Genomic DNA, 23,733 nt, shown 5'->3' with positions numbered 1-23,733 from the left:
AAATATTAGTAAACAAAAACAAAACTGTACGCAGATTGTTATAAAAATTAGAACAACTTATAAAATTTATACATATGGGTACGTTAGTAGATAAAGTAATTAGCAAAGTTAAAAGTAAGGTAGACGAAAACTGTGAAAACGGTAAAATTGAAACCTCAGAGCGTATACTTTCAGTTGTAGCTGGTGGATTTATATTAGGTGCAGGTGTGAGGTTTTTAATAAAGCACCCTTTAACGGCACTTTCTGGGTTGTCTCTAGGAGGAGCACTTGTCTACCGAGGTGTGACTGGCAAATGTGCTGTCAAGAAAGCCATTGAGGACGATGCCGAGCGTGTCGAAGTGATTGAGCATCGATACTTTATAAAGAAAGATTAAGTTGATAATAAGCAATTTCGATATATAAAAAGCAAAGATCTAATCGTGATATATTAGGTCTTTCTTTTTTACTCTATGATCCTTATTATTTTTATTTTAGACGTGTAATAAAATAGAATTATTAATCTCTCCCAAATCCGATAGCTTTATATATAATTTACTGAAAATCATGTAGTTATTATTTAATATACGGTAAATATGAAAAAAAAGCTTACATTATGCTGATTTTTAAAGTAAAAGATAAAAAATATTGAAATTTACAGAATTTGGTTTAGCATCTTCGTTGGAAGAGGGCTTAGATAGCATGGGATATGAAGATGCAACACCTATCCAGGAACAGGCAATACCTGTTGTGCTGGAGCATAAAGATTTGATTGCTTGCGCGCAAACAGGTACGGGTAAAACAGCATCTTATTTACTACCCGTTCTACATCAGATCGCCGAGGAACAATCCGACTATATAAATACGTTAATTTTAGTTCCAACTCGAGAGCTGGCTTTACAGATTGATCAGCAAATCATGGGTTTAGGCTATTTTACTGGAGCCACTTCCATAGCTGTATACGGCGGGGGAAATGGAATGGATTACGAACAGCAACGTACAGCAATAAAAGAAGGAGCGAATATTATCGTGGCAACGCCTGGTCGCTTAATTGCACATTTGGCTTCAGGAAAACTTCATTTTAATAAAGTGAAGCATTTTATTCTTGACGAAGCTGACCGTATGTTAGATATGGGATTTCATGAAGATATTATGAAAATTATTAGTTTTCTTCCTGAAAAAAGACAAAATTTATTGTTCTCTGCCACGATGCCAGGTAAGATTAGAACACTAGCTAAGCAAATATTACACAATCCAACGGAGATCAATATTGCTTTATCAAAACCTTCTGAAGGTATTAGTCAACAGGTTTATATGGTATATGATGATCAAAAAACAGCGTTGATACAACACATTCTTACCAACCCTATCTATACAAGCACCATTATTTTTGCCTCTAAAAAAGAATTTGTAAAGCGATTGTCTATTGATCTGCATAAGAATGGGATCGCAGTTGAGGCATTTCACTCTGATTTGGAGCAGGTGCAACGTGAAGATATCATGAATCGCTTTAAAGCAAAAAAGATCAATGTATTGATCGGTACTGATGTTATTTCCAGAGGTATTGATATCGTAGGGATCAGTTTGGTTATCAACTATGATGTACCGCCGGATCCAGAAGATTATATTCATCGTGTGGGTCGTACTGCTCGAGCAGCGACCACAGGAACAGCAATTACTTTTGTTAATCAGAAAGATCAACAGCGCTTTGCCAAGATCGAAGAGTTGATCGGATCAAGTATTGAAAAACTGCCACTGCCAGCAGGTTTTTCTGAAGGTCCAGTTTTTGATCCAAATCGTTTTTCGGAACATAAAAAGAAAAATACAAGAAAGAAGAAATTCAAAAAATTCGTTAAGAAAGATTAATTATAAAGGGTTTGGCCATGTCAAACCCTTTATAATTTAAGAATTATTCGGTGATTAATTTTTATTTGATATGGCACGTTTGATATGGCACGCACATCTTGTATAAGCCATTAACTTGCCTTGCTTATGTCTCTTGTTAGATATCAATTTCTGATGAGATGCATGCCTACCATAAGTGCAATTGAAAATTTTATGTATTTTAGATTTAAAATTGACCTTGCATTAATTCATATCGCATGAACCGTTACACATCCCAGCTCTATAAATATAGGTATTGCATCGTCAATGTATGCTTTTTTATCAATTGTATATCCTTATTAAATGCCCAAACAAAAGCCTCATCGGGTGTTGATTCCGTTTATGCTGTGATAGATCCAAGCTATGACAAAGTGAGCAAAATTCATCGATTTTGGCTCGGAGATTCCTATCGCAAATTATACAATACTCCAGTAAAGATGCGAGTGATGAATCTTCAAGATGAATTTGGGGGTCTCAGCATTGTTAAACTTGGAGGAGGGATGCAGACACAATCGTTACGGCTACGAGACAGCACGGGGCGAGAATGGGTGCTGCGCTCTATAAATAAATATCCTGAAAGAAGTCTACCTGAAAATTTAAGACATACTATTGCAAAAGATATTGTACAAGACCAAATTTCTATCGCTCATCCTTTCGGAGCACTGACGGTGCCAACGTTTAATCGTGCATTGCAAATTCCACATGCAAGCCCTTCATTGGTCTATGTGGGGGATGACCCTGGCCTAGGAGAATACCGCCAAATTTTTAGAAATAGAGCCTACATGTTTGAACCTCGCGTACCCTTAGAAGATGAAAATGCTAAAACGGACAATACGCTCAAAGCACAACGTAAGTTAGAAGAGGACAATGATATCCAAGTCGATCAAGGATTGACGTTGCGAGCAAGGTTATTAGATTTTCTATTAGGCGATTGGGATCGACATGAGGACAATTGGCGATGGGATGCTCAAAAAGTGGAAGATAAGAAAGTTTATAGTCCCGTGCCACGAGATCGAGATAAGGTTTATTATAAAACTTCCGGTGTATTCCCCGTCTTGCTGTCTATGCAGTGGCTGAAAGCACATTTACAACCTTTCGGAGATCATATTCGCAATGTCGGACAGTGGAATTTCAATGAAAGGCACTTTGATCGTTATTTCCTGAATCATTTAGATGAAAAAGAGTGGAAATCTGAAGTTCAGTATGTTCAAAAGATCATGACCGATTCCTTAATTGATGTTGCTATGGCTCAAATGCCAGATACCATAGTAAAATTGAGTGCTGCGGAACTAAAAGGACATATCCGTGCAAGGAGAGACAACTTGATGGAGACGGCCCTAACTTATTATAGGGACTTAGCAAAAAATGTCGATATAGCCGCCTCAGCGAAAAATGAATTCTTTTATTTCACCTTTCATAAGAATGGTTCTATTGAATTGGAAATTAGGAACAAGAAAAAAGATGGATCTGTAGGTAGAAAATTGGTTAAAAGAACGTTTTATCCAAATGAAACTAAAGAGTTAAGAATTTACGGTCTCGCAGGGACAGATGTATATCATCTAAAGGGAAAGAGTAAATCAAAAATAAAACTCAGATTGATTGGTGGGAAAGGAGCAGATAGTTATTACGTAGAGCCTACTTTCGCCCGTAGTAATCGCGTGTATGTTTATGATGATAAAACCGACCAAAATACATTTGAAACAAACAATGCGTTGCAATTAAAACTCTCTAACGATAGCCTTATACATCATTATGATCGGAATAGTTTTAAATACGATAGAACAGGTATACTCGCATCTTTACAGTACAGCGTAGATAAGGGACTCATGTTAGGAGCTGGCTATCTCATCGAGAAACAAGGGTTTAGAAAAGATCCCTATGCATTTAAGCAAGATTTTTGGGCACATTATACCACAGGTCGAAAATCATTTAATTTCAAATATAGTGCTGATTTTAAATCGTTATGGAACAAAAATGATTTTTTAATACAGTTGGAATCCGATGGGCCGAATAACCAGGAAAACTTTTTTGGGTTGGGAAATAATACAGAATTTGAGGAACGTAAAAGTAGGGGAATTCAATATTATCGAAATCGATACGATCGAATTTATGCCAACTTTTTATTAAAAAGGGATTTTGGTAATCATTGGAATTGGAAAGCTGGATCTTCCTCTGATTTGATCATCAGCAATGAAGAAGATAACAAAAGTCATTTTTTTGAAAAGTATGCTTTGGAAAACCCCAGCATTCCAGTTTATGGAAAATTTTTCTTTACAGGAATTTTAGCGGCTTTGCAATACGATAGCCGTGATCAAAAAGATAATGCTAAAAAAGGTGTTTTTTGGCACAATTTGATTGAAGCAAAAAGTCAGTTAACTGCCGGTAATCATCAATTTATGAGAGTAAAATCGACATTTAGTTTTTACAAAACAAATACTGCAGATTGGATCACATTAGCGAATCGGACAGGATTTGAAACTTTGTTCGGTGATCCTTTAATTTTTCAATATGCGCAGTTAGGTGGTGAAAACAGCTTACGGGGATTTAATTCTAAGCGTTTTACAGGAAAGACGATGCTCTACAACAATTTTGAATTGAGACTTAAAGTTTGGAGTTTTGACTCTTATTTAGTTCCAGGAACAGTTGGAATCATTGGTTTTCATGATATAGGGCGGGTTTGGATGTCTGAAGAATCTTCTAGCCGATGGCACACGGGATATGGCGGTGGATTATATATCATACCTGCTGATCTTTTGGTCATTCAAGCTGTTGGAGGATTTTCAAAAGAGGGGTTTCGTCCTTATCTAAGTATTGGTCTCCGCTTCTAATCAGGATATTTTTGTAAATGCATAAATGGATTTTTAAACGAGTGTCTAAAAATCCATTTAAGTATATTTTAAACAGGTTGATCTTTTCCACCGAAAGTAACCAATACCATCCCAAAGACAATAATGGCTGAACCTAAAATTTGCAACCAAGTCAACGGTTGTTTGAAGATGAGGGCCATCGCAAGTTGTACCGTAAGAAATGTTCCTCCCGAACATAAGGCAATTACGATAGGCTGGGGAAAAGTTTTAAATAATTGAATTAGAAACCAACTTGCAATTATTAGAATTAAATTTCCTGCAATCAAAGCAGCCCAATGGTATTTAGGATGAATGCCTCCGTACTTGAAAATAACCGTAGATATAATCTGACAAATCCAAAAAGAAACAAAAAAAAAGTAGTTCATGTCATTAATTTTTGATGAAGATAAATTAAATCTAATTGAAATTTTAATAATATCTGCTATTTCTTATCAATTAAATTGCGAGTTAAGATTACCTTTTTGGAAAGCAAATCGTGAAGCTTTGATCGCTCATGAACGATGTGGACGGGCTAGCGTCTCAAGTTATTTGGAAGACCATCTTAAGAAAGAAGGTGGGATAGTGTCGATTGAATAATTATAAAGTATATCCTACTAATTGAAGATTGAGGTGCAAGATTGGTCCCTCAGACTTTAAGTAATAAAATTGGCCCCATACAGTAATTAAACTTTATGGGGCCAAATATGAATGTCTTAATTTTTAATAATTTTAGATACCCATTTCTTTAAGGATAAATTGTGCATTATCAATTTTGTCTGCTACCCACAATACATAACGAATATCGACACCAATTGAACGGCTATAGCTATCATTCCATGCAAAATCGTTGATAGTCGCATCATATGAGCGATCGAAGTTGACACCGATCAATTCACCATACGCATTCATAATAGGCGATCCCGAGTTGCCACCGGTCGTATCCATATTGTAAAGCATATTCACAGGCACATCATTTAATTCTTTTTTAACATATGGTCCAAAATTTTTATTTTCCCATGCCGTTTTGATTTCTGAAGGATAGTCAAAGTCTGCTTCACCAAGATTACCCTTTTGTATGATACCCGCTAGTGTCGTGAAGGGTTTCATATAAGTAGCATCTACTGGTGAGTACCCTTTTATATTACCGAATGTCAATCTTAAGGTCGAGTTGGCATCTGGAATGAAGTTTTTGGATTGGTACAATTCCTTAACAGCAACATAGTCACCCATCAATTTATTGAGGACACCATCTCTTCTTTTTTGCTCTACAGCAAAGTTTTGGATATCAAAATCTAATGCAGATTGGAATTTTAGCAGTTCATCAGAATAGGCCAATAGACTCTTCGAATTTGCTAAAATATGATTGAATACTTCTGCACTATTATTTAGTTTTGATTCTGTAATTAATTTTCCTGTATATGCTCCAACGAGTTGTGGATCTTGGAATTTTAACTTTTGAATGCTTTCAATTTGATTATTGCCTTGGAATGCATGTGCATCTTCAAGCATCTTAGCGAATATTCGTAGATCCGCATATTGACTATAGCTTTCATAGATAGCCTCTAAATTTGTTTTTAATTTAGCGCTATTCAATTCAAAAAATGCCTGTTGTTGTTGTGTTGTTTTTTGTTCTAACATAGCTGCTTTGAAGATATTTATTTCTTTTGCAACACGCATTAGACTGGTACTCGTGTAGATATTATTCATCCACATTTCTTTGTAAGCGTCTTGGTTGATCAAGTTATACAATCCATCGATATCACTCATCAATGTACCATATTTAGTTTTCAAATTTGCTTTGCTGTTGATAAATGCGCTTAAAGCCTGATCCTCTTTTCTTTTAGTATCAATCAAAGCAATATTGCGGAGACCTTTTAGTTTTCCTTTGTAATTTTTAAGCACATTAGCATTTCTTTTGATACGTGTTGCCAGGTACAGGGCAGCATTGTTATCTGTTTTGCCCGCCTCATACATACGATCATTTTGAAATTCGTACAAATTAGATACATAAGGCAACAAAAAGTTTTGCTGATATTGGATGTATTGTGCAGGGCGATGTCTAAATGTACGTCCTGGATAACCCAAAATAAATACAAAGTCATTTTCATTAACACCTTTTGGATTTACTTTTAAAAATTTCTTTGGTTGATAGGGTACATTATCTTTTGAAAATTTGGCAGAAGCCCCATCTTTACCCACATATGCGCGTAAGAAAGAATAATCACCTGTGTGACGAGGCCATACCCAATTGTCTGTTTCACCACCGAACTCACCGATATTTTGGCGAGGAATATAAACGAGACGAACGTCTTCAATAGTTTTGTAACGAAATAGAACATATGTTTTACCAATAAACATTTCGGAAACTTCTGCTTTTATCGTTGGATCTTGCTTTTGCGCTTCAGCAACTAATTCCTGTTGCTTTTTCTTTATTACATTGATTCGTTCAGAAGGATCGGTAATCTGTGCAACAGCAGACAATATTTTGTCAGATACATCCTCATAAGAGTCTGTTATACGTATGGTTAGACCTCTAGCCTCAATCTCTTGTTCATGCGATTGTGCAACGAAGCCATCTTTAAGGTAATTATTAATAGGTGTACTAGCTAATTGTACAGCAGAGAACGCACAGTGATGGTTGGTGATAATCAGTCCGCTACCAGATATAAATGAACCCGTACATCCACTCACTTGTACCAAAGCATCTACTAGACCCACTTTTCCAGGATTATAAATATCTTTTTCACTAATTTTTAGGCCAGCACTCTTTAAGCCTGCTCTGCTTAATTCGCTAAGTGGAAACATACCTTCGTCAGGTGATTTCGCTTGGATGGTAAAGGCAGTTGTTGCTAAAAGAAGGAGCAGGCTCCATGATTTGGTGTTCAATAACTTCATGTTTGTTTATATAATATTAATAGGAATGTTTCGTTTCCGATCCAACTCCAAAGATAAAAAATAATAAGTATATATCTTTCGCTCTTCATTCGATCATTTGGTATGAAATATGTTTGTTACTTTTGTACAAATAAAATTGCTAAGATGACGCTCATCCAATTAGAGTATATAGTCGCCGTTGATACATATAGAAACTTTGTAGCCGCTGCCGAAAAGTGTTTTGTGACACAGCCCACATTAAGTATGCAAATCCAAAAACTGGAGGAGTCGATAGGAGTTAAGATTTTTGATCGTAGTCGTCAACCTGTCGTTCCGACAGAAATAGGAGATAAGATTATCGCACAAGCACGTACTATCCTTATTGAAAGCAAAAAGGTATTGGAGATTGTACAAAATGAAAATGGAGAATTAGATGGAGAATTACGCATAGGAGTCATTCCTACCATAGCGCCTTATCTGCTACCTACTGTATTGACAAGTTTTATGGATAAATATCCTAAAATACAATTGCAGATCTGGGAATATACAACTGAGCGAATTATTCATGAGTTAAAAGTAGGTCTTTTAGACTGTGGTATCTTATCAACGCCCCTGCATGAAGCCGGGATTGTCGAGAAACCACTATTTTATGAAAATTTCGTTGCTTATATTTCCGAACAAAGTCCATTATTTGGCAAAAAGATGTTGAGTGCAGATGATATCGGAGAAGATAAGTTGTGGTTGTTGAATGAAGGACATTGTATGAGGGGCCAAGTGTTAAATATTTGCCATCATAAACATAATTATGATACTTCGGGTCGCTTTGAGTATAATACCGGTAGTGTTGAGACATTAAAAAAAATGGTCGATATCAACGCTGGTATTACGATTTTACCTGAATTGTCGATTGTGGATTACAATGAAGACCAGCTTAATCGTATTCGCTATTTTAAGGCTCCTGAACCGGTGCGAGAAATTAGTCTTGTAACGACACAGAATTTTGTGAAAAAACATGCCATAGATGCATTATCAAATGAAATCATGGATGCCATACCAGATAAGTTCAAAACAAAGAAAAAAAAGGAAGTTCTAAGTTTTCAATAAAATGATTAATCATACATTAAGAAGTCGGCTAAACATGAAATTAAATGCGCTCAATAATTGGCGTATGCATAAGATTTCAAATCGTAATTTCATCATTATCCTTGCTTTTGTAGTCGGAATATTTGGAGGGATTGCGGCCTCCGTTTTAAAGGCTTTAACACATTTCATCGCATCAACCTTGCAAGATGATGTTGATTGGCACTATAAATATTCATTTTATTTATTTTTCCCCTTACTCGGTATATTATTGAGTGTATTATATGTGCGTAAGGTTTTAAAATCAAAGAATTTAGAGCATGGTATAACTCCTATCATATACGCCATTTCTAGAAAGTCGAGTAATATCCCTGCACATAATATTTATTCACAGATTGTTACCTCTGCCATGACTGTAGGCTTTGGAGGATCTTGTGGTTTAGAAGCTCCAATTGCAATGAGTGGGTCAGCAATCGGATCAAACACAGGGCGTTTTTTTGGGTTACAGTACAAAGAGGTAACGATGCTGCTGGCATGTGGTGCAGCAGCGGGTATAGCCGGTGCTTTCGATAGTCCGCTGGCAGGGATGGTATTTGCGATCGAGATTTTATTACCTGAATTTTCTATTCCGGTGCTTATTCCTTTATTGATCTCTGCGGCTATGGCATCCGTTATTTCACAATCTTTATATAGTGAACCTTTATTTCATACCTTTAGTACAGAGTGGGAGGTCTCAGCCTTATTTTTCTACTTATTGTTGGCCCTTTTAGTTGGTGGATATTCTGTTTATTTTGCTAAAATAAGTACTGTCGTAAAGAATTGGTTTGCTCATATTCAAAATCCATATAATAAGGTTTGGGTCAGTGGAATATCATTGGGTCTAATGATCTTTATCTTTCCAGCTCTTTATGGGGAAGGTTATATTGCTATTCAACAAATTTTGAATGGTCAATTTAATGCAATTGTGAAAAACAGTCTGTTTTCAGATTATCAGGATATCGGTCTTGTTATATTAGCCTACTCGGTATTAACGTTATTTGCAAAATCTTTTGCAGCCTTATTTACACTAAACGGGGGTGGTAATGGTGGAGTTTTTGGACCAAGTCTGGTCATGGGAGGTTTACTGGGCTTTGCGTTTGCATATGGTGTCAACCTCACGGGAGTGACCGAATTAAATGTTCCTAATTTTGTAGTAGTGGGTATGGCAGGAGCATTAAGCGGGATTATGCATGCACCATTAACAGGAGTTTTCCTTATTGCGGAAATTACAGGCGGTTATGGTTTAATGGTTCCACTCATGCTGGTTACTTCCATTTCTTATTTAATAAACAGATCTATTCAGAAATATTCTATCTATACCAAGGTATTAGCAGACTCCGGTGATCTGCTCTCGTATGAAGATAAAGATCGATCCGTATTGAGTATGATGAAAGTCCGATATGTACTGGAGACCAATTTTGTAATTTTGCGACCTGATGAAACGCCTAAGATGAGACAATCGGATATCATCCATAGCAAACGCAATATTTTTCCTATTGTCACTGAGAAAGGAAAACTATTGGGAATCCTATATAGTGAACGCTTATTTTCTATTTTACTAGGTGAGGAGGAAGGTATCGATCAACCTTTTCATAAATTAGCTGAAATACCAACCGATCTTGTTAAAATACATGAAGAAGATATGGAATCGGTCATGCTTAAGATGAAAAAAGATGATGTCTGGATTTTACCAGTCATTGATAAGGACGGAAATTATCTTGGCTTTGTGTCCAAGTCCAGTGTGTTTAATAAATATAGAGCACTACTGATGAGGCAGGGACATTACCTAGAATAATATTAATGGCTTTGAGATTAATTTCTCAAAGCCATAATTTTTGAAACATATTTGCCAATAATATCAAATTCCAAATTTACTTGAGTACCTACTTCCACATGCTTTAAATTAGTATGTTCAATAGTATAAGGAATAATAGCTACAGAAAACTGATCAATTTTTGAATTAACCACTGTTAAGCTTATTCCATTTACAGTTATAGAACCTTTTTCAACTGTTATGTTTTGTAGGCTCGAGTCATATTGAAATGTGAATAAAAAGCTTCCATCCAAATCTTGTTTTCCTATACACGTGGCCACTTGATCAACGTGCCCCTGGACAATATGCCCGTCAAAACGACCATTAGCCTGGGTACATCGTTCGATATTCATCTCATCATCAATTTTTAAATCATTTAAATTTGTTTTCTGAAGTGTTTCATCGATAGCAGTAACTTGGTGGATATTATTTTCAATGCCTACCACAGTCAAACAGATTCCATTGTGGGATACACTCTGGTCTATCTTCAATTCATTTGAAAGAGAACTCTCAATAAATAAATGGATATTGGTATCTTCCTTTACTATATTTTTCACCTTTCCTAAGGTTTCAATTATTCCTGTAAACATGCGTTTTTCTATTTTATACAAAGATATAGATAAAATAAGGATATAAAAATGATTAGAATCATTCTAAATTGTAGATTTTCAACTACAAAATTTATATTCATAAAAAAAGAACATTTAAATAGTTGCAATAGTGTTATTTATACACTATCTTTGATGTATCATAATTTAGGTTTATAATTGGTTATAAAGGTTTTCATTCTCCCCGTTTGAAAACCTTTTTTTATTGTATTAATATATAATTTATTGTTCAAAGTTTAAAAAATATCATTATTATAAATTTTTAATTTTATTTACCTTATCGGCATATTCTATTAATCATCTGCTTTAGTGTTGAGCATACACTTTACATATTAGGGTATTATTGTAGGTTTACATGGTTAAAATGTTGAAAATTGCACTTCATTTAAGTATAATTATTTATTGTTTTAAAATAAATAATAGGTGTTGAGCGCTGCTATTTTAAATGTTTTTAAATTTTGATGGAAGAATTGTTTTGTAAGAATAATAAATAAATTTTACCTTTGACTTAGGTTTAGGTTGATTACCTCTTTCAAGAGGTACTTTAAAGCCTGGGAAATCGCTCGATTCTCTCAGGCTTTTCTTATTTTTATCCATATTATGAATCATTTTTCTATTTTTGAGTCTTAATCATTTATCCCATACTATGCGAATATTATATCTATTGCTATCGCTTTTTTTGTCGCAATCACTAATGGCTCAGAAAGGAATTTTAGTTGAATATCAAAGATCAAGTAATAATAAGATCTTAGAAAGTCAAGATCCAACTTTAGTTTATGCAAATGCCGAACAAACGGTGATCACAAGTCGGAAAATTGTAAATGGAGAAGCAAAAACTCCTTATGAAGTTTTTGTTGTCAAGCGACCTTCCAATGCCTATTATAAATTAACGCAAATTACAGCTCAACAACAGATTGCGACTATTGATTCATCTGCGATCAATAAGCAAAAGCTGGAAATCACCACAGAAAGTAAAAAAATATTAGGTTATACCTGTTATCGAGCAAGAACGACTGTAAATTCAAATAGTATTGATATTTGGTATACAACAGAATTAAAAATAAAAGGTGGTCCTTCGGACTTAGGTCAAAACTTAGGTTTTGTTCTTGAAGTGGTTCGCAATGGTAATTCTACGGTTACAGCAAGTAAAATTGAGCATCTAAAAACTTGGCCACAGGCTTTATCGTTACCGGCTAATCTAACCTATGTGGACGATCTGACCTATAAGGATTTGCTATGGAAAAGTAGATTTATACAGATACCTATTTTTAAAAATGAAAAAATAAGTTTTTCTGATGATAGTAAATCTGATAGTATCTTAAGATTTGCGCAAGGTACTGTCATTGTTAAAAAAGTAAAAATTCCAAAGATTGCAGCTGGACAGAACGTATTTATCCAATTGATCGAAAAATCAAAAGGAGATGCTTACGATCGCACAGGCTCTGTTTTTATCATTCCTCAAGATCAGCAACTTTCTTTTTTGGACGGAATGCAGCAGGGGATGAATACGCTTCCTTTATATGATAATGGTAATGGTAAAAAATACCAAGGTGTAGTCCGAACTGCAAATTATACACCCATCTTAGAACTCATGCGCTTTTTTACTCCATTTGGGGTAAGTCAATTTAATTATTTGAAGTTGAAAGGCAAAACTTGGCAAGATTCTGTAGTGTATAGACAGGATATTACTGAACTCGCAAGTGCGATTAGCGATCAAGAAGTTTACGTTGGAACTTTCATTGGCAACTATGACAAAAATGGACACGAAGTGAGCTTAGAGTTAACCGTACATCCTGGGTTTGATAATAAACAAGGGTTAAAAAAACTACTTCCGATTTTTAATACAACCAATGTAATGGAAATGGGCGGTCAAGAGTACGGAACGATGTTCGACAAAGAAAAGGGATTAGAGGTGACTTTTGAATTGAAAGAAGATGCCTCAAATGTTCAATTACGCTATGTGACAACTGGTCATGGTGGCTGGGGCAATGGTGATGAATTTGTTCCAAAAACAAACAGCTTATTTTTGAATGGGACTGCACTTTTCAGTTATACACCATGGCGCAATGACTGCGGTTCTTACCGTTTAAGCAATCCTGCTTCGGGAAATTTTTCGAATGGACTGTCTTCATCAGATTTAAGCCGTTCAAATTGGTGTCCAGGAACAGTAACTTACCCTATATTCATTGATATAGGTGATTTAAAGGCGGGTAAACATACCGTAAGAGTACAAATACCTCAAGGGGAAAGCGAGGGGACAAGTTTCAGCAGTTGGAATGTGTCTGGCGTATTAGTATATGACTAAAAATAAAAGGGCTGAACATACATCTGTTCAGCCCTTTTATTTTGAATTATTCCTTTCTTAGACGTTGAATCTGAAATGCATAATGTCACCATCTTCAACAATATATGTTTTCCCTTCGACAGATAATTTACCAGCTTCTTTACAAGCTGCTTCAGAACCTAATTCAATGAAATCATTATATTTAATAACCTCTGCACGGATAAATCCTTTTTCAAAGTCAGTGTGGATTACACCTGCTGCTTGAGGTGCTGTAAATCCCTTTTCAATCGTCCATGCGCGAACTTCTTGTACACCTGCAGTAAAATACGTGGCCAAGTCTAGAAGTGAATAAGCAGCTACAATTAATTTCGACACTCCAGATTCTTTCAATCCTAAGTCATCTAAAAACATTTGACGCTCTTCAAAGCTTTCTAATTGTGCGATTTCCGATTCAATTTGAGCTGAAATAATCAATACTTGTGCATTTTCATCTTTCACTTCCTCTTTTACACGGTCAACATAAGCATTTCCAGTATTAACAGAAGCTTCATCGACATTACAAACGTACAATACAGGTTTAGCTGTTAATAAGGCTAATTCTTGAATAAAATCAAAATCATCCTTTTCGATTGGTGCAGTACGAGCAGATTTACCAGCTTCTAAATGATCTTTTACAACAGATAAGATTTCATAAGTGCGTTTAGCATCTTTGTCACCACCTGTTTTAGCCATTTTTTCCACTTTTTGGATACGTTTTACCACCGTGTCCAAATCTTTCAATTGTAACTCTGTGTCGATGATCTCTTTATCACGGATCGGATCTACAGATCCATCTACGTGTATGACATTGCCATCATCGAAGCAACGTAAAACGTGGATAATTGCATTTGTTGTACGGATATTGCCTAAAAATTGATTACCAAGACCCTCACCTTTAGAAGCGCCCTTAACTAAACCAGCGATATCAACAATCTCAATTGTGTTTGGAACAATTTTTTGAGGATTAACTAATTCAGCTAATTTATTAAGACGGGTATCAGGAACAGTGATCACCCCAACATTTGGTTCAATAGTACAAAAAGGAAAGTTTGCCGCTTGTGCTTTAGCGTTAGACAAACAGTTAAATAGTGTTGATTTACCTACGTTAGGTAATCCAACGATACCGCATTGTAAAGCCATAAAATATGCTAGTTTTTTGAATTTACGCAAAGATAAAAAATAAGTCGAAACTTTCTATGTATCTTTAATTATGTTGCAGTGGTATCAGATAGATAAGACGACTTCTTATCAAATCAATCAAATTTATGAGGTCAAGGCAGGCAATCATCGCATCTGTATTGTACATGACGGTTCTGGATGGAGAGCTTTTTCAAGAAAATGCCCACATGCGGGAGCCTCATTTGTAACAGGATGGTGCGAAGGAGAGGACCTTGTATGCTCCTATCATCGACATCGGTTTAATCTGAATACCGGCAAAGGCTGCTCTGATCAAGGTAATTTTATAAAAATATATCCGACCAGAGTTGAAGATAGTGTTCTTTTTGTGGGTATTGAAACATCTCGATCTTTCTTTACTCAATTATTTAAATAGGTGCTTCATAATATTTCAATAATCGGTTATAATGATCTTGTTAAGGATTTTATTGAATGAAGTGAATAGATACTTGATGTCAATAAATATCTTTAAATATCGTTTGCTAGTTTACTGAATTTATAATTGATAAAATCATCGAAAAGAAATGACAAAATAAAGGGTAGGTTATAGCTCCGCCGTCTATGAATGGGATCTTGTACCACATATATTTCATAAAATTTAGGCAAATGCAAGGTCTCAAAGATAAATATACATCCACAACGTACACAAAACATGAAGATCAATAAGTATTTTCAACCTATTGATCTAAATTTCTCACCTGATTAGCAAAACCTTTTATTAATGCTTTCCATTGCGGATAAGATGCTCCTAAAACCGCTCCTAGACCCACAATAAAATTTCTGACATTATCAATTACCTGATGGTTGTCTGTATTGGGTATTTCGTTTCGGCCAGCATATTGGAATAATAGACTATTGTTTCGTTGCTCAAGAATTAAAGTGGAAGTTGCTATACCTTCAAAGAAATGAGCAGTGTCTTTATTATCTGGTTGAGTTGGATCAGGGCAAGGTTTTAGACTGATGGATAGTATTTTATACTCATTCATGTTTTTTGATTCTAAATTGACGACATTTACCCAATCATAGCCTTTTGTGCGAGGTAAACCCGGTCCCGGAATATCAATTCGAATATAATCATGTAATTGTAAAGGTCTCTCTAATGACGATCCATCAGAATCGACCAATTGAAAAACAGCTGCTGGCACTTCAGCAATCTTATGCCAATCATTGATGGATAATAAATTGTATGCTGCTTTTATAAATGCTTGATTAGCAATGTGAGTATTTGAAAACTCAATCGATTCAAAACAGTCCAATTGATTTCCTTCTTTTTGTGTTGGAATGATATTTTTCATATTTTTTATTTAAATAACAATTCATATGATACTAATGTTTATATCTATTTTTAAGTATAGCTAACTGCAGTCAATGCCATATAGATGATCCATGTATAGCAATACCCTACGCGTCTTGATCAGCGTAGGGTATAGTTTTATAAAAATGCAGGGTGATCTAACTTGACTGCGATTCGATTGGCAGCATTGACTAGTCCCACATGACTGTATGCTTGCGGAAAATTACCCCATTGACTACCATCCTGTTCATCGACATCCTCACTAAATAGGTTGAGATGATTACCATACTTGATCAATTGCTTGAATACTTTTTGTGCTTCATCCAGACGACCTACACAAGCTAATGCCTCTACATACCAAAAGGCACACACCAGAAATGTTGACTTGGGTTTTCCAAAATCATCCTTATGCAAGTAGCGATAAAATAATCCATTTTCACCCTTCAGTTCTTTTTCTAGTGCTTCCAAATGATGTTTTGCTTTTTCACTTGATGGATCAAGATAGTTCATCATGATTAATTGTAAAGTAGAAGCATCTAAATTTGAGTTTTTAGTTGCAGTAGTATATACCTTACGTTCTTCATCGTAACAACTTTCAATATGTACACTAGCACGTTCCCGTAATTGCTGCGCTTTTATTTTTATATCTTGAAAACCGTATTGCTCTGCAATTTTTAACGCTGCTGTTGCACCAGCCCACTGAAATAAATTGGAATAACAATGTCTATTTTCAAAATTTCTAAATTCCCATATGCCGGCATCAAACTCGTCGATGGTACTTTCGATCTTATTTAAGATATAATTAGTCCATGACTTGGCCAGTCCCGTATTCTGATGGCTAAATCGGTGATCGGTAAACATGGGAAGCAGCGCGAGTAAAGCTTGACCATAGACATCATTTTGAACATGCTCGTAAGCCTGATTTCCTAAGCGTACCGGTTTATTACCCAAATATCCTTCCAGATGGTCAAGGGTACTTTCTGTCAAGAGATGCTGCCCCATGATCCCATATAAAGGTTGCAGACGTCCGAGATCTGTCTGGGTGATATTGGCAATGTAGGAAGCATATTTTTCCATTTCTTCAAATTGTCCTATATGGCTCAATGCTGTCAATACATAATAACTATCCCTGAGCCAACAATAGCGATAATCCCAATTACGACCACTACCCGGATGTTCGGGTAGGCTAGTAGTACTTGCAGCAATCAATGCTCCAGTATCTTCATATTGATGGAGCTTCAAAACCAGCGCAGATCGGATCACCTCTTTTTGACAGAAGGAGGGAATAGAGGCATTTTTAACCCACCGTTGCCAATAGGCTTTTGTTCTGCTTAAAAAGTCTTCGGCAGTACGCTCTATAGGTGCTTCAAATGGGCTTCCAAAGGTCATAACCAGATAAATCGTACTACTGAGTACGTGCGGTATATCATCAAAAAAATGACTGACAGGCATATTTGTTGCTAAGCGGATTTTGATATCTTCTTGCTCGAATTGAATATGATTACTACCTCTATTTTTACTAAACCCTTCTTTTCCATATGCATATTTAGGTGTGCACCGCACACGAATTTTAGGCCTCCCTTCCAGTGGTTCGACCTTACGAACCAGCATAAGAGGTTTATAATATCGCTCATATTGTTCAAAGCGCGGTGCAAAATCTGTTATCCTATAACTTCCTTCGGCGGTTGTCAAAGTGGTGCATAAGATATTCGTATTTTCAATGTATTGCTGATCTTTATTGGTGATTTCTGATGTAGGCAGAATGGAAAATTCACCACCATCCTTTTGATCTAACAAACTGCCAAATACAAATGAATCTTCAAATGTCGGCCAGCATAACCAAGTTATATTTCCCGTATTATTGACGTGAGCTATATACGAACAGTTGCCAATGATCCCGCTATTGTATTTATGCTTCGCTGTTTTTGTCATAAGTTTTTATTTTGATTTCAGATGATGTGGCGTTAGTCTCTTTTAGTTTCTTTCTGTTGTAGGCAAAATATTCGATCAGTTTAACTGCTTCCTGTTGCGTGTCGACATAAAACTGTGCTGCTGACTTTTTATTTCCTACTTTGATGGTGATCGCATCGGCTGGAAGCTCTAAAAACATATCTTCGTCAGTAGCGTCGTCACCGATAGCAAAGATAAAGTCAGGATTATAGCTGTTTACAATATCCATAGCTGCTTTACCTTTGTTTAGTTCACTGTTTTTTACTTCAATTACTTTATCGCCCATTAATAATTGTAGACCATGTTGTTGCACAAGGTAACGTAAGCTTTCCACGAGTTCCAAGGCCCTTAAATGACCCAAGCCGGGCTGTGCCTTACGATAATGCCACGCTAAAGAATAGGATTTTTCTTCAATCACACAACCAGCTGTTATATTAGCAAATTTGGTCATGATATGCTTGACCGGAATTTTCCAGCGTGTGGATAATATGGCTCCACTTTGCCATTTATGTGTAGGATAATTACTCCATGCGCCATGTTCGGCAACTAAATAATATTGTTCATTAGCAAACCAATTGTCAAGTGTTTCATGTGGTCTACCGCTGATAATGACTACTTGGCTCTCGTCATTTTCCTGCAGCATATTAAGTGTTTCGTATAACGATTCGGTTGGTATAGCAGCAGCAGCATCATTTTGAAAACCGATCAAAGTGCCATCATAGTCAAGGAAAAACAATCTCCTTGTGGCACGATTATATTGATCAAGAATCGCTTCCTTGGTTTGCGTATTAATCCTCCTTGCCATTTCATTCTGTTGAAAAATTTTGATTTCGCGAAGCCTGTTAAAGAATAATCGCACCCAATGGCGAACATTGAATTTTTTAACGATTTCGATGCTGTCATTCAACCGCATACGTTGCTCGGCTTCGGGCATATGCAAAGAATTGTATATAGCCGTTGTCACTTGGTCGGTGGCATTCGGATTGATCTGGATAGCTTGGGTCAATTCTTTGGCTGCACCTGCTAGTTCACTCAATATCAAGACCCCATTTGTATTTTCCTTGCTGGCTATATATTCTTTACACACTAAATTCATGCCGTCACGCAATGAGGTGATTAAACAAATATCAGCAGCTACATACAAGGATGACAATTCTTCTAATGGAAAAGAATTGTAGAAATAAGCAATTGGTGTCCATTCGTTACTTCCAAACACAGCGTTGATGTGACCAACGGTCCGGTCGATTTCATCCAACAATTGTTTGTATTGTGCCACGTGATCTCTTGATGGTACGACAATCATATAAAGTACAACTTCACCTTTCAGTTCTGGGTTGGTGACCAGTAAGTTTTCAAAAGCCAGCAAACGTTCAATAATCCCTTTACTATAATCTAATCGATCTATACTTAGGATTATTTTTTGGTCTTTGTAATAATCTTTTATCGCTTGTGCACGTGTCTGTATAGGTTCACTATTAGCCAGTTGGGAGAATTTTTCAAAATCTATACCCATCGGATATACTTCTGTAAAAATACTACGACCACCGGTATGTAAACAATTATTTTGTACACTAAGTCCTAAGATATGTGCACATGAATTGAGAAAATGTTGTGTGTCGTTGAACGTGTGGAATCCGATCAAATCAGCCCCTAACAATCCATTTAACAATTCGTTGCGCCAAGGAATACTTCTAAAAACCTCATCGTTAGGAAAGGGGATATGTTGAAAGTATCCAATTGCGATGCTTGGATAGGATTTTCTGACTAACTCCGGCAAGAGCATCAATTGATAATCATGGATCCATACCTCATCTTTCTCTTGGACGTTTTGCTGATCAACTACATCAGAAAATTTTTCATTTACCTTCTGATACATTTCCCAATCGGGAGTCCTGTACACCGCATATGAAGGTCTGTAGTGGAATACTGGCCATAAGACTTCATTAGAAAATCCTTCGTAATATCCTTTTAATTCTTCCTCTGTTAAGAAAACAGGAATCAGGTTGTGTTCTGCTAATCCTTTGGAAATAATTTCTTCTTCCTCAGTATTTAAAGGAATAATACCAGGCCAACCAATCCATATGTTTTCGTCACTTTTGTAAACTGAGCCTAGACCTGTGGCTAATCCTCCCTCACTGGGGATAAATATGAGCTCATTGTCCTTGCGTTCGATGCGTATAGGTAATCTATTTGAAACGATGATCGTTCTTTTCTTATACATGATTTTAATTTTTTATTATAAAAGCCTATTAAAATAAAAATGATAGGTTCTTCTAACTGATATTGTCTTGATTTTTTATGGTTAAATATTTTTCATATTATTTATAAAACCAGGACTGCTGCATATCTTTGATCGATGTTGTAAGCAAATTGACCTTAATTTAACGATTGTAAATGTAAAGCTTTGAGTTGTTGAATGTCTGTTTTGCGTCTCTGATGGAATAGCTGTTTTCATAAATATATTACTTGATATAGTCTATTTACAATATGTGCAATTTGAGTAGCTGTAAGATATAGATGTAAATTGCAACATATTACAAGCGAATTCCTAGCCAAAAAAGCTGATATAAGATGAGAAAATATGGTTTTATCAAGTGACCGTATTAATACCTGCTATATGGTGTTATATTGATTTATATATTGTGCAACAGGGGATTAGTAATTTTTGAATGCAACTCCTGATGATTTAAGAGATGTTGTTTGTGAAATTAATTATTACAGTTGTTTTCTTTGATTTTACAAATTGGGTATTTATACCCTTTGCTATAACCACCTCTATACATTAAAATGAATGTATAGGAGTTCATTTACTTTTTAAATTATTATGAGTAGGTGAACATTTACTGATGGAGAGGTGTTTATATATCGATAGTAATTACAAATTTAATAAATGTATTTATGATGGATTATGTAGAGACCTCCACGTTAGATATTGTCGGTAAATTTTTTAAGGACAATAATATTAAAGTATTTGTTGGAGAAAGTATGACCGGTGGTTTTTTAGGAAGCATATTAAGTATGCAAGTTGACTCAGGCGATTATTTTTTAGGCGGGATCACAAGTTACGCTACCTCTGTTAAAAAATCATTACTACATGTAAATGAACATAGCATTGAACATTTTACGACAGAATCAACACAAGTCACATATGAAATGTTGGAAGGGCTCAAGAAACTTGTTGATGCAGATGTATATATTGCGATAACAGGAATGGCTTACCCAGACTCTGATGCTGTACATGATCATCACGCCGAAGTCGGAGATATTTTTATAGCAATATGTTTTAATGGCATATATTTACAAAAAAAGGTGCATTGCATTGATTGCAATCCGGCTCAGATTTACATCACTGCTGTCAATCATGTCATTTATGAATTATACAATTTTATCGAAGATCATGAACTGAATAAAGAACAATAGTGAGTTGTTCACTATTGTTTAATCCGCCAGCATGCTGGGAGGGAAGTCTTCCACTATTGGGAAATAAAGATAAACGGAAGTGCCTTTATTGATTTCCGATTCTATTTTGATGCTTCCTCCAAGTCGTTCCATGATCCGTTTAACTAATGAAAGACCTACTCCGGTACCCTCAATATCTTTAACATTGCTTCCCCTTTTAAAAATTTCGAAAATTTGAGTAAGATTTTCTTTTGGAATACCAATCCCATTGTCTTGGATCAGATAACAAACTTGACCTCCTTCGAAATAACTATTAATATATAAGGTAGCGGTGGTGACATGTGTTGAATATTTGATCGCATTACTGATTAAATTGCTAAATATTTGATACAGTGCGCTTTTTTCAGCCCATATCGGCAATAATTTTCCATATTCAACTTCACAAGACTTATTTTCGTAAAGTAAGGAGCTGTCATTAAAAATCTGTTGCAGGTTGTAGGCCATTGGAATAGGTTCTTTAGATAAGCTATTCCCTTTCTGTTGACTCAATGATACCACATTATTAATGATCTCTTCGATACTCTCTGTACTTGCTATCAGATTGCTATACCATTTTTGAAGCGCTACTGCATTCAGCACATCTTTACTATTTTGCAAAAATTGAAGACCGATTTTTAATATAGAAAGAGGATTCTTTAGGTCATGAGAAAGTGTAAAGGTTAGCATCTCCAATTCATTATTAGAAGCTACCACCTGTTCATTCCATTGTTGTTTCTCTTTAAGCTTACTGACAATAGATTCTTTTAAAATCTGATTTAATGTCAAAACAAAATTGATCTCGATATCATTCCACGATTTTGCAATATCTTTATTACTACTTTCCGTAATGACTATTCTTGGGGTATTTTGTTCACTGGCTAATGGATTTAACTGCAAATTTAGTACTTTACTTGCGCTCTCTTTACGAAACCAGATCAATATCTGATCATTTAAAAGACCAACTTTAAGATACATCAAGCCTGCAAATGGCAGTCGACCTTTGAATTTTTTAGCATGTGTTTCTCTGAAATTATTATCTTTAAACAGTGATTTTTCAGTATGTGCCTGTATAAATGCTACTATCTCGTAAAGTTGGGCTTTAGTAGGGCAAATTCCATTAAAACAAACATCCCCTTGATTAAATAGTGCAAAACCATCAGCATCAACCATATCCATGATGATTTCCATATGTTTCATCAATGCACAATTTACACTCTTACTTTTTAAAAGGTCAATTTTTAAATCAACTTCAGCTGTTCTTAAAATCTCGTTTCTTTCAAGTAGATTTTGCTTGAGGTAACTCTCATATTTACTCGTCGCGTTCTGAATTGCGAACGTACATAGTTTACGTTGCTGGAGGTCGATATTTTTTTCTTTACCGTGATGGGCGACCAATAGACCCCAAAAGTTGCCATCAATATGAATTGAAAAAAATAAAGCACTTACGACACCTTTTTCTGATAAAAAAATTTGATGAAGCTCTGGAACAGGGACTAGTTGGCTTTCTAATAATATGAAATCTTGTTTATTAGTATAAAATTTTTGATTGTTGTTTTTTAAATTTGGGCTATAGCGATAGGAGCACATACTATAGAATGGGAAAACTTCTTTGGGCATAAAGCTTTTTGAAAACTCCATGTCTTTGTAGTATTGTTGACCATCTAACGTATCTTCAGCTACGACGTGGCTATATCCAGTTTCTTCTATTTGAACAACAAATACGTGGTCAAAATGTAATATACGATTGATAGCATGACAGACTAGGTCCCAATTATTGGGTTGTATGGTATCAAGTAAGAAACTGAATTCGTTAATTTTCTTTGCTGAAGTATATTTTTTGAACTGTTCCTCCCATTCAATAAAAATTTGATCATCATGTAAGCTTAACTTTAAATAGACTCTTTTGTTAGCTAATTTTATTGGAATAATCTGACGTGGAATAACGTGGTCCTTAATATTCTCGATTAGTCGATGAATTTTATTTGTATGCTTACCAAAAATAGTAGGGCCTAAAGATTCTAGAGAACAATCAAGTACATGATCGATATGATCGATCTTTAGTTCTTCTAGAGCATTTTCACTAATGCCAATAATGTGCAAATTAAGATCTAATATGATGATGCTGCCGAATTGCTGGATATTAATCGTATTTTGACCTGAAATATTTAAATCGACTCTCATATAAAATATATACTCCTATAATGCCCTAAATTAACGAAAATAAATCATAACTATCAGAATGATATGATGGCTTTAAAACTTCAACTAAATTTAAGTATTTCTATGATCAATAGATAAATGACAAAAAATAAAATCACTGGAACTTTTGTGTTTTTTAATTTGCAGATTTTCAGATTTATATATTTCTTCAGATCATGTATCAACACCAGATTGACATATAAATACTAAATAAGTAACCAAGATGACGCAAT

17 protein-coding genes are annotated in these 23,733 nt (G+C 35.4%); 9 read left to right on the top strand and 8 right to left on the bottom strand.

The genetic code is table 11. From position 1 onward, the window contains the following. Positions 1-74: 74 nt before the first annotated feature. The 3 genes from MUB18_RS16385 to MUB18_RS16375 all read left to right on the top strand — a co-directional run bounded on the left by MUB18_RS16385 (position 75) and on the right by MUB18_RS16375 (position 4,688). Positions 75-374 (top strand): DUF2892 domain-containing protein, encoded by a 300-nt coding sequence (locus tag MUB18_RS16385; protein ID WP_108159815.1) that lies wholly within the window; start codon positions 75-77, stop codon positions 372-374. 250 nt (positions 375-624) lie between these two features. Beyond that, positions 625-1,842 carry a DEAD/DEAH box helicase gene (locus tag MUB18_RS16380; RefSeq protein ID WP_045756063.1) on the top strand — a complete coding sequence of 406 codons (1,218 nt, stop codon included), beginning with the start codon at positions 625-627 and terminating at the stop codon, positions 1,840-1,842. Positions 1,843-2,078: 236 nt separating this feature from the next. Continuing rightward, positions 2,079-4,688 (top strand): hypothetical protein, encoded by a 2,610-nt coding sequence (locus tag MUB18_RS16375; protein WP_248753872.1) that lies wholly within the window; start codon positions 2,079-2,081, stop codon positions 4,686-4,688. A gap of 68 nt (positions 4,689-4,756) precedes the next feature. Here the strand turns inward: MUB18_RS16375 and MUB18_RS16370 are convergent, their stop codons facing one another. Next, positions 4,757-5,092, bottom strand: coding sequence for a hypothetical protein (locus MUB18_RS16370; RefSeq protein ID WP_094772900.1), 336 nt, complete (start codon positions 5,090-5,092; stop codon positions 4,757-4,759). Here MUB18_RS16370 and MUB18_RS16365 point away from each other — a divergent pair. After that, positions 5,091-5,303: a hypothetical protein gene (locus MUB18_RS16365; RefSeq protein WP_248753871.1), complete on the top strand. Its 213-nt coding sequence runs from the start codon at positions 5,091-5,093 to the stop codon at positions 5,301-5,303. The genes MUB18_RS16370 and MUB18_RS16365 overlap by 2 nt on opposite strands. A 132-nt stretch (positions 5,304-5,435) precedes the next feature. Here the strand turns inward: MUB18_RS16365 and MUB18_RS16360 are convergent, their stop codons facing one another. Continuing rightward, the gene (locus MUB18_RS16360; protein ID WP_248753870.1) at positions 5,436-7,601 is read right to left on the bottom strand and encodes a S46 family peptidase; all 2,166 of its coding nucleotides are present in this window, start codon (positions 7,599-7,601) and stop codon (positions 5,436-5,438) included. 144 nt (positions 7,602-7,745) lie between these two features. On the opposite strand from MUB18_RS16360, the gene MUB18_RS16355 reads away from it, so the two are divergent. Continuing rightward, positions 7,746-8,684, top strand: coding sequence for a hydrogen peroxide-inducible genes activator (locus MUB18_RS16355; RefSeq protein WP_045752219.1), 939 nt, complete (start codon positions 7,746-7,748; stop codon positions 8,682-8,684). 34 nt (positions 8,685-8,718) lie between these two features. Then, entirely contained in the window at positions 8,719-10,494 is a 1,776-nt protein-coding gene (locus tag MUB18_RS16350; protein ID WP_094772956.1) for a chloride channel protein, read from the top strand. Positions 10,495-10,511: 17 nt separating this feature from the next. Here MUB18_RS16350 and MUB18_RS16345 read toward each other — a convergent pair whose 3' ends face one another. Next, a complete protein-coding gene (locus tag MUB18_RS16345) occupies positions 10,512-11,102 on the bottom strand; it encodes a riboflavin synthase (RefSeq protein WP_045752221.1) in 591 nt (196 codons plus the stop codon). Positions 11,103-11,814: 712 nt separating this feature from the next. Here MUB18_RS16345 and MUB18_RS16340 point away from each other — a divergent pair. Continuing rightward, positions 11,815-13,425 (top strand): GLPGLI family protein, encoded by a 1,611-nt coding sequence (locus MUB18_RS16340; RefSeq protein ID WP_248753869.1) that lies wholly within the window; start codon positions 11,815-11,817, stop codon positions 13,423-13,425. A 57-nt stretch (positions 13,426-13,482) separates the two neighbouring features. On the opposite strand, the gene ychF is transcribed toward MUB18_RS16340, so the two are convergent. Further along, positions 13,483-14,583 carry a redox-regulated ATPase YchF gene (ychF, locus tag MUB18_RS16335; protein WP_045753537.1) on the bottom strand — a complete coding sequence of 367 codons (1,101 nt, stop codon included), beginning with the start codon at positions 14,581-14,583 and terminating at the stop codon, positions 13,483-13,485. Positions 14,584-14,653: 70 nt separating this feature from the next. Here ychF and MUB18_RS16330 point away from each other — a divergent pair, with 70 nt between their 5' ends. After that, on the top strand, positions 14,654-14,995 hold the full coding sequence (locus tag MUB18_RS16330) for a Rieske (2Fe-2S) protein (protein ID WP_248753868.1): 342 nt from the start codon (positions 14,654-14,656) through the stop codon (positions 14,993-14,995). Positions 14,996-15,296: 301 nt separating this feature from the next. On the opposite strand, the gene MUB18_RS16325 is transcribed toward MUB18_RS16330, so the two are convergent. The 3 genes from MUB18_RS16325 to MUB18_RS16315 all read right to left on the bottom strand — a co-directional run bounded on the left by MUB18_RS16325 (position 15,297) and on the right by MUB18_RS16315 (position 20,084). Next, on the bottom strand, positions 15,297-15,914 hold the full coding sequence (locus MUB18_RS16325) for a hypothetical protein (protein WP_248753867.1): 618 nt from the start codon (positions 15,912-15,914) through the stop codon (positions 15,297-15,299). Between the two features lie 137 nt (positions 15,915-16,051). After that, a complete protein-coding gene (locus MUB18_RS16320) occupies positions 16,052-17,845 on the bottom strand; it encodes a glycoside hydrolase family 15 protein (RefSeq protein WP_045753538.1) in 1,794 nt (597 codons plus the stop codon). Beyond that, a complete protein-coding gene (locus MUB18_RS16315; RefSeq protein ID WP_045753539.1) occupies positions 17,823-20,084 on the bottom strand; it encodes a bifunctional alpha,alpha-trehalose-phosphate synthase (UDP-forming)/trehalose-phosphatase in 2,262 nt (753 codons plus the stop codon). Before MUB18_RS16315 ends, MUB18_RS16320 begins: the two co-directional genes overlap by 23 nt. Before the next feature lie 677 nt (positions 20,085-20,761). Here MUB18_RS16315 and MUB18_RS16310 point away from each other — a divergent pair. Further along, positions 20,762-21,283, top strand: coding sequence for a CinA family protein (locus tag MUB18_RS16310; protein WP_052627555.1), 522 nt, complete (start codon positions 20,762-20,764; stop codon positions 21,281-21,283). An 18-nt stretch (positions 21,284-21,301) separates the two neighbouring features. Here the strand turns inward: MUB18_RS16310 and MUB18_RS16305 are convergent, their stop codons facing one another. Continuing rightward, positions 21,302-23,482, bottom strand: coding sequence for an ATP-binding protein (locus MUB18_RS16305; protein ID WP_248753866.1), 2,181 nt, complete (start codon positions 23,480-23,482; stop codon positions 21,302-21,304). Positions 23,483-23,733: the final 251 nt, after the last annotated feature.

The organism is Sphingobacterium sp. PCS056 (genome assembly GCF_023273895.1).
Classification (GTDB): Bacteria; Bacteroidota; Bacteroidia; order Sphingobacteriales; family Sphingobacteriaceae; genus Sphingobacterium.
This window is presented reverse-complemented; position numbering and strand designations above follow the sequence as displayed.

What these genes read in the sequence shown, in the direction of transcription:
- MUB18_RS16385 (WP_108159815.1), top strand. Translation starts at nt 75, where the DNA reads ATGGGTACGTTAGTAGATAAAGTAATTAGCAAAGTTAAAAGTAAGGTA.
- MUB18_RS16375 (WP_248753872.1), top strand. Translation starts at nt 2,079, where the DNA reads ATGAACCGTTACACATCCCAGCTCTATAAATATAGGTATTGCATCGTC.
- MUB18_RS16365 (WP_248753871.1), top strand. Translation starts at nt 5,091, where the DNA reads ATGTCATTAATTTTTGATGAAGATAAATTAAATCTAATTGAAATTTTA.
- MUB18_RS16370 (WP_094772900.1), bottom strand. Translation starts at nt 5,092, where the DNA reads ATGAACTACTTTTTTTTTGTTTCTTTTTGGATTTGTCAGATTATATCT.
- MUB18_RS16360 (WP_248753870.1), bottom strand. Translation starts at nt 7,601, where the DNA reads ATGAAGTTATTGAACACCAAATCATGGAGCCTGCTCCTTCTTTTAGCA.
- MUB18_RS16355 (WP_045752219.1), top strand. Translation starts at nt 7,746, where the DNA reads ATGACGCTCATCCAATTAGAGTATATAGTCGCCGTTGATACATATAGA.
- MUB18_RS16350 (WP_094772956.1), top strand. Translation starts at nt 8,719, where the DNA reads ATGAAATTAAATGCGCTCAATAATTGGCGTATGCATAAGATTTCAAAT.
- MUB18_RS16345 (WP_045752221.1), bottom strand. Translation starts at nt 11,102, where the DNA reads ATGTTTACAGGAATAATTGAAACCTTAGGAAAGGTGAAAAATATAGTA.
- MUB18_RS16340 (WP_248753869.1), top strand. Translation starts at nt 11,815, where the DNA reads ATGGCTCAGAAAGGAATTTTAGTTGAATATCAAAGATCAAGTAATAAT.
- ychF (WP_045753537.1), bottom strand. Translation starts at nt 14,583, where the DNA reads ATGGCTTTACAATGCGGTATCGTTGGATTACCTAACGTAGGTAAATCA.
- MUB18_RS16330 (WP_248753868.1), top strand. Translation starts at nt 14,654, where the DNA reads ATGTTGCAGTGGTATCAGATAGATAAGACGACTTCTTATCAAATCAAT.
- MUB18_RS16325 (WP_248753867.1), bottom strand. Translation starts at nt 15,914, where the DNA reads ATGAAAAATATCATTCCAACACAAAAAGAAGGAAATCAATTGGACTGT.
- MUB18_RS16320 (WP_045753538.1), bottom strand. Translation starts at nt 17,845, where the DNA reads ATGACAAAAACAGCGAAGCATAAATACAATAGCGGGATCATTGGCAAC.
- MUB18_RS16315 (WP_045753539.1), bottom strand. Translation starts at nt 20,084, where the DNA reads ATGTATAAGAAAAGAACGATCATCGTTTCAAATAGATTACCTATACGC.
- MUB18_RS16310 (WP_052627555.1), top strand. Translation starts at nt 20,762, where the DNA reads ATGATGGATTATGTAGAGACCTCCACGTTAGATATTGTCGGTAAATTT.
- MUB18_RS16305 (WP_248753866.1), bottom strand. Translation starts at nt 23,482, where the DNA reads ATGAGAGTCGATTTAAATATTTCAGGTCAAAATACGATTAATATCCAG.